General features: G+C 66.3%; 5 protein-coding genes. 3 read left to right on the top strand and 2 right to left on the bottom strand.

From position 1 onward, the window contains the following. Positions 1-253: 253 nt before the first annotated feature. Both KBY77_RS06290 and KBY77_RS06285 read left to right on the top strand, forming a co-directional pair. Complete coding sequence (locus KBY77_RS06290) at positions 254-532, top strand: DUF2442 domain-containing protein (protein WP_315856583.1); 279 nt, start codon at positions 254-256, stop codon at positions 530-532. Positions 533-657: 125 nt separating this feature from the next. After that, positions 658-1989, top strand: coding sequence for a DUF1254 domain-containing protein (locus KBY77_RS06285; protein ID WP_255102695.1), 1332 nt, complete (start codon positions 658-660; stop codon positions 1987-1989). A 511-nt stretch (positions 1990-2500) separates the two neighbouring features. Here the strand turns inward: KBY77_RS06285 and KBY77_RS06280 are convergent. Then, on the bottom strand, positions 2501-3691 hold the full coding sequence (locus KBY77_RS06280) for an FAD-binding oxidoreductase (protein WP_255102694.1): 1191 nt from the start codon (positions 3689-3691) through the stop codon (positions 2501-2503). A gap of 14 nt (positions 3692-3705) precedes the next feature. Between KBY77_RS06280 and KBY77_RS06275 the strand changes: the two genes are divergently transcribed. Beyond that, entirely contained in the window at positions 3706-5100 is a 1395-nt protein-coding gene (locus KBY77_RS06275; protein WP_255102693.1) for a four-carbon acid sugar kinase family protein, read from the top strand. Here the strand turns inward: KBY77_RS06275 and KBY77_RS06270 are convergent. After that, positions 5087-6439 (bottom strand): (Fe-S)-binding protein, encoded by a 1353-nt coding sequence (locus KBY77_RS06270; protein WP_255102692.1) that lies wholly within the window; start codon positions 6437-6439, stop codon positions 5087-5089. The two genes, KBY77_RS06275 and KBY77_RS06270, sit on opposite strands and share 14 nt — an antisense overlap. Positions 6440-6599: the final 160 nt, after the last annotated feature.

The following is a 6599-nucleotide window of genomic DNA, read 5'->3' as shown; positions in this document are numbered from 1 at the left end:
GGCAATTGCTTGTGGCCCCATGAACAGGGGAGTGGTGTCACCAAATAGAGCCATTCACACACGCAAAGCAACCAGAAAGCGGGCGAAAAGCCTCTGAATGAACGCAGAGCTCTCCCTGAGCCCAACAGAACACTCAGGCGGGGATTTCTGGCCTCAGATGCCTTTAAAACCCCTGTAGACCAGAGCTTCCTTAGGCCCAGGGCGCTTCGTGAGATTGAACGACTGGTCAGCGTGAACAGAGCTATCCTGTTGAATGCATAGGTGGAGTATCATGGCTAACTCTGGCGAGCGTGTCATAGAGGTTGCCTGCTCAGAGGACAAGCTGACCGTCGATCTCGCAGACAGAAGATCCATCTCTGTACCTCTGGCCTGGTACCCACGTCTCCTGCACGCCACTTCTGTGGATCGTGACAATTGGGAGGTAGCTGGTGGTGGTTTTGGAATCCACTGGCCAGATATTGAAGAGGATCTGAGTGTGGAGGGGCTACTTCGAGGAGCACCTTCGCCTCGGAAAAAGGTGCTGAGCAGCTAACACCGCCATCCACCAGAGCCGCCACCGCAAACCCATCTTCTTGATGCATCGCTCACGGCGGCCTGGTGATGGCGAGCGGTTAGCTGACAGAAACTTAACAAAGCACACCAAAGGAAATCGAACCCATGAACCAAATCGATGAGCAGCAAGCCTACGAGATCGGAATCGAGGCCTACACCTACCTATACCCGCTCGTTGTGATGGACGCGACGCGGCGTCAGGCTGTCAACGTCGAAGCCGGGAAGGCCTTCGGGCGCGGACCGATGAACACCTTCACGCACGTCCCGGCATTTCCCCCGGCGGATTTCCGCGATGTTGTGCGGCCGAACTTCGACACGCTGTACTCGATCGCTTGGCTGGACCTCACGAAGGAACCGATGGTGGTCGCTGTTCCGGACACGCAAGGCCGCTACTACATGCTCCCGATGCTCGACATGTGGTCGGACGTGTTTGCCTGCCCTGGCAAGCGCACGACGGGCACCGGCGCAGGTCGTTTCGCGGTTGTGCCGCCTGGTTGGCAGGGCAGGCTTCCCGAAGGCGTCCAGCGCATCAACGCGCCGACGCCCTATGTCTGGATCATCGGGCGCACGCAGACCAACGGCGAAAAGGACTACGGGGCGGTCCATCAGGTGCAAGCTGGCTACACGACGACGCCACTGTCACAGCTGGGCAAGACTCCGCAGCCGGTCAGGGCAACGATCGATCCGACCGTGGACATGAAGACGCCTCCGATGACGCAGGTTGATGGTATGGACGCGGGCAAGTATTTCGGCTACGCCGCTGAACTCCTGCAGGTCAATCCGCCGCACATCACAGACCAACCCATTGTCGCGCGGATGCGACAAATCGGGATCGAGCCCGGCAAGTCCTTTGATCTCGGGAAAGCTGATCTGGCTGTCAAGCGTGCACTGGAGCGCGCAGCGTCTGACGCTCTTGAGGCCATGCGGGCGAAGGTTCCAACGCTTGCCCGCGTCGTGAATGGCTGGCAGATGAACACGGACACGATGGGTGTGTATGGGAACTACTACCTCAAGCGGGCCATTGTCGCGCTGGTCGGTCTGGGCGCCAACCTGCCGGAGGACGCGGTCTATCCGCTGAACATCGGCGACGCGGACGGCAACCCGCTGACCGGGGCAAACCAGTACGTGCTGCACTTCGCCCAGAATGAGATTCCGCCCGCTCAGGCCTTCTGGTCGATTTCGTTGTACGACGAGCATGGGTTCCCAACCGCCAATGACCTGAAGCGAAACGCCATCGGCGATCGCGATGCCCTCAAGTTCAACGCGGATGGCTCGGTCGATTTGTACATCCAGCATGCGTCGCCTGGGGCCGAGAGGGAGTCGAACTGGCTGCCGGCACCGGCAGGAGACTTCAACCTGACAATGCGAGTGTATTCACCCAAGAGCGAGGTCACTGATGGCCGATGGGCGCCCCCGGCCGTGAAAAAGACGCGGTGATCCCCTAAGCCAACACGGACGAGTTCCCCTCGGTTTCAGCTAACGCCGGGCATCAGGCGACCGCCTACGGCGGCGCCTGATGCCCGGCGTTAGCCTCATGGTGCTGCGCGGGCTTGGCTTGGATCAGCTGCGCCAGGATTGCGTGGGATGGCTGTTCGGCACTTTTGTCGACGCAATATCGCATTGTCACCTTTCTGATTGCTTTGTTTGTCAGTGTGACTGGTGGCATCGTTTTCGGCGTGGAAAGAAGCTTGAGCAGAATCTGGAGATTCTCTGCAAGGGCTTCGGAGATGCAACCCATGCTGCAGTCGGACGGCGCATGGAGCAGTTTTCTCGTTGGACAGACCACAGAGCCACGAATCGAACCTTGGCGAGTGGGCCAGCCGACTTTGTACGAATTCATTGAGCACATACTCAGAGTTCTATCTGTAGATCCCAGTGGGCTGGCAGCACGGCATGTTCAAACTTTCTCGCAGGCGTATTCGGGGTGACTGCCCGCGTTATATCCGCCTCAGCTTTCAAGCGGATTGTGCACACCAGGCAGTCGCCCTCGGGCCAGCTGCTGTTTGGGGTCGAACTGTGCTTTCACCGCCTCGATCATGGGCTTGGAGGGCACGTCTTCCCAGGCTGGCAGCGGGCTGGTGCCAGGTGGCTGCTGCAGCACGGTGAGCACCCCGCCTCGGGCCACGCAGCTTCGCCGCAGTTCCTCCACCCGGTAGGCAGGCAGGTCGGATCCAGCCCAGCTGTAGCCGAGGCCGCTGCCGGCGCCCAGCACCAGCGGCAGGTCACGCAGTACCCGCTCCGCCAGCAGCGCACTGGTCTGGGCAGGGAGAGTCCCCAGGCGCAGCAGCCAGCCGTCGGGCTGCGGACGGCCGAGGGCCACGGCTCGCAGGGCTTCCAGCCGCTCCGGATCCAGGGGCTGGCCTCGCAATCCCAGCAGCTCGGCCCGGGTGCGGATCTCCAGGCACTGGGCCCGCAGGGCGGCATCACTGACGCTGGCCAGACCAAGCAGCAGGGCGTGCTGGGGATCAGCTCCGGCCTGGGCGGCCAGAGTCGGGCTCCACCAGTCAATCAGCTCGGGTGTGAGGCTGGAGCGCTGCAGCCAGCGGCGCAGTTCATCGAGGGGCTCGAGCTCACCCTGCAGCAGCAGGCCCCGCCGCTCAGGCGGCTGGGGGCTGGTGCGCAGGGTCAGCTCCGTGATCAAACCGAGGGAGCCCCAGCTGCCCGTGAACAGCCTCATCAGGTCGTAGCCGGCCACGTTCTTGACCACCTTGCCGCCGGCGTGGGCCGCCACTCCATCGGCCCGCAGCAGGCCGATGCCGATCAACTGGTCGCGCACACCCAGGTAGCGCTGGCGCAGGCCCCCGGCCAGGCCACGGGCCACCAGACCCCCCACCGTGCCGGCCCCATTGCCGTCAGCATCGCTGCCCCAGGGCCAGTCGATGGTGAGCCACTGGTTCTCTCGCCGCAGGGCCTCCTGCAGTTCCCGCAGCGGGGTGCCCGCCTCCACCGTCACCGTGAAATCCCCGACGGCGTGGTCGAGGATGCGGTTCAGCCGCTGGCTGCTCACCACCGTGCTGGTCTCTTGCACCGGTGGCCCCCAGTGCAGGCGGCTGCCGCTGCCGGCGGGCAGCCAGGGAGTGCCATCCGCGTGCAACGCGCGCACGAAATCAGCCAGATCGTGGGGCTCGGGGGTGATCACGGCACGATGGTGCCATGGCCCCCTTGCCCTCCCGCGCCTCCGCCGGTTTGAAGATCATCGTCCTGGATGACGACCCCACCGGATCCCAGTCGGTGCATGGCTGTCCCCTGCTTCTGCGCTGGGATCCGACCACCCTCAAGCAGGCCCTGCTCGACCCCTCCCCCCTGCTGTTTCTGCTCAGCGACACCCGTGCGCTGGAGCCCGATCAGGCGGCGGAGCGGGTGACCTCCATCTGCCGGTCGCTCCGGGCGTTCGTGGGCGAGCCCCCTGGCGAATCCGGCCCCGGCTCCTGGCTGCTGGTGAGCCGTGGGGATTCCACCCTGCGGGGCCATTTCCCCCTGGAGATCGATCGGATCGAGGCGGAACTAGGTCCCTTCGATGCCACCTTGCTGGTGCCCGCCTTTCTGGAGGGAGGTCGCACCACGGTGGATGGGGTGCACCTGCTCCACGGCGAGCCGGTGCATCGCTCGGCCTTTGCTGCCGATGCCCGTTTCGGCTATCCCACCAGCGATCTACCCGCCTGGGTGGAGCACAAGAGCGGTGGCGAGCGCCTGGCCGAGTCGGTGCAGCAGATCACCCTGGCGGAGCTCGAGCCCCACGGCCATCAGGCCCTGGTGCAGCGCCTGCTCGCCTTGAGTGGCAACCCGCTGGTGGTGGTGAATGCGCAGCGACCCGAGCAGCTCGAGGCCCTGGCGCAGGCCGTGCGGGCGGTGCTGCCCGCCAGGCGGCTGCTGGTCCAGTCGGCGGCTAGCTTTCTCCAGGCTCTGGCCGCTCTGCCGCCCCAGCCGCTGCCGCCCGTCGCCCTGGCCCGTTTGCGCCGCGGCGGGGCCCCGGGCGCGGTGCTGGTGGGATCCCATGTGCCCCTGAGCAACCAGCAGTTACAGCAGCTGCTGGTGGAACCCGCCTGCGCCGGGGTTGAGCTGCCTGTGGAGCGGGTGCTGGAGACGATCCGGCGCCTGGGGCCTGAGTCGGACGCCCTGGCTGATCAGGCCCTCGAACCGCTCCGGGAGGAGCTGCTGGAGCGGCTGGCGTGCGCCTGGCTGTCCGGGCGCACGCCGGTGCTGTTCAGCAGCCGGGGTGAGCGGCCGTGCCACAACGCCGGCGAGCGGCAGCGGTTGTCGCGCACCCTGGCGGGGCTGATGGCCCGACTCGCCGCCGGGCTGCCGCCGGAGCTCAGCTACCTGATCAGCAAGGGGGGCACCACCAGCCAGACCCTGCTGCGCGATGGCCTGGCCCTGACTGCGGTGCGGCTGGAGGGGCAACTGCTGCCGGGCCTCTCGCTGCTGCGCCTGCCCGCCGACCACGGCCTCTTCCCGCAGCTGCCCCTGCTCACCATGCCGGGCAATCTCGGCGTCGCTGAAACCCTCTGCCAGGCCTGGCGGCTGATGGAAGGCGTCAGCTGCCGGTGATGCTGCGCATCAGCAGCTCCACCGGATGGGCCACGGGGATCGCGCGGGCCGTGGTCTCCATGTGCTGACGGATCTGCAGGGTGCAGCCGATGTTGGCGCTCACGGCCAGATCGGCGCCGCTGCCGCTGAGATCGGCGGCCTTGATCCGACCAAGTTCAGCGGCTTCATCAGGCTGCACCAGGTTGTAGATGCCGGCGCTGCCGCAGCACACGCCCGCCTCCACCGCCTCGACGATCCGCACGTGGGGGATCTGGCGCAGCAGCTGTCGCGGCTGCTGGCTCAGCCCTTGGCCGTGGAGCATGTGGCAAGCATCGTGGTAGGCCAGGCGCAGGGGGCGATCGGCGCTGGCGGGGGTGCCATCGCTGTGGCGCAGGGGCTGGAGCCGATCCACGAAGCTGGAGCTGAGCCCGACGCGGTGCAGGAACTCCTGGATGTCGGCCACCTGGCCGGCGAAGGCGCTGCCCCGGCTGGCCCACTCCGGTTCTTCCGCCAGGATCGTGTCGAGCTGCTTCAGGGTGTGGCCGCAGCCGGAGGCCGCCACCAGCACCGCATCGAGGGGTTCAGGGCCCGCCGCTCGCCCCGGACCGATCACAGCCTCGAAGCGGCTGAGCAGGTCCTTGCTCAGGGCCCGGGTCTGCTCCAGTTCCCCCTGGTGGTGGGTCATGGCACCGCAGCAGTTCTGCTCGGGGGGGATCACCACCTCGATGCCGTTGGCGCTGAGCAGCTCGATCGCCGCGCGGTTCACCGCCGGGTCGAACAGCCGCTGCACGCAGCCTGTGACCAGGCCCACCCGGTAGCGGCGATCGCCCCGAGCCGGGATCAGCACCGGAGCTGATGGCTGAAAGGCATCAGGTTGCAGCGCCGGCAGCAGCCGCTCCATCGCCTCAAGCTGGGGCCCCAGCAGGCGGGTGAGACCGCTGCGGCGGGCGAAGGTCTGCAGGGGGGTGCCCGCGTAGAGCCGCAGGGGTTGCAGCAGCGCCCGCAGGCGTGCGGGGTAGGGCAGGAGCTGGAACAGCAACGACCGGAAGCTGCGTTGCCAGGGGGAACGCAGCTCCGGAGCATTCAGCCGGGGCCGGGTGGCGGCGATCAGCTCGTCGTAGCGCACCCCCGAGGGGCAGGCCGAGACGCAGGCCAGGCAGCCCAGGCAACTGTCGAAATGGCTGGCCACGGTGGCATCCAGCTCCAGCTCGCCACGCTCGATTGCCTTGAGCATGTGGATCCGCCCGCGGGGCGAATCCATCTCGCTGCCCAGCACGCGGTAGCTGGCGCAGCTCGGCAGGCAGAACCCGCAGTGGATGCAAGGGTCGGTGGCCCCCGCCGGCAGACCAGGAAGAGTCATGGAGTCAGTCTGCCGCCACCGGGCGCCCGGTTGGCGTTGCGGGCCGGGGGTCCGGTGGCAGGCCTGTAAAAAAAAGATCTCCCGCAGCCCCCCGGGAGATCCCGTTTTCGTCCACAGATAGCTTGGGACAACAGTTCAGATCGGCCTGTGATCGCCGGCG

Origin of the sequence: Synechococcus sp. Cruz-7E5, from assembly GCF_024345995.1 — a bacterium.
Classification (GTDB): Bacteria; Cyanobacteriota; Cyanobacteriia; order PCC-6307; family Cyanobiaceae; genus Regnicoccus_A.
The sequence above is the reverse complement of the archived record's forward strand: the minus strand, read 5'-3'. Positions and strand labels throughout refer to the sequence as shown.

Bases quoted from the DNA above. Each gene is read 5' to 3' on its own strand.
- KBY77_RS06275 (WP_255102693.1), top strand. From the start codon at position 3,706: ATGGCCCCCTTGCCCTCCCGCGCCTCCGCCGGTTTGAAGATCATCGTC.
- KBY77_RS06290 (WP_315856583.1), top strand. From the start codon at position 254: ATGCATAGGTGGAGTATCATGGCTAACTCTGGCGAGCGTGTCATAGAG.
- KBY77_RS06270 (WP_255102692.1), bottom strand. From the start codon at position 6,439: ATGACTCTTCCTGGTCTGCCGGCGGGGGCCACCGACCCTTGCATCCAC.
- KBY77_RS06285 (WP_255102695.1), top strand. From the start codon at position 658: ATGAACCAAATCGATGAGCAGCAAGCCTACGAGATCGGAATCGAGGCC.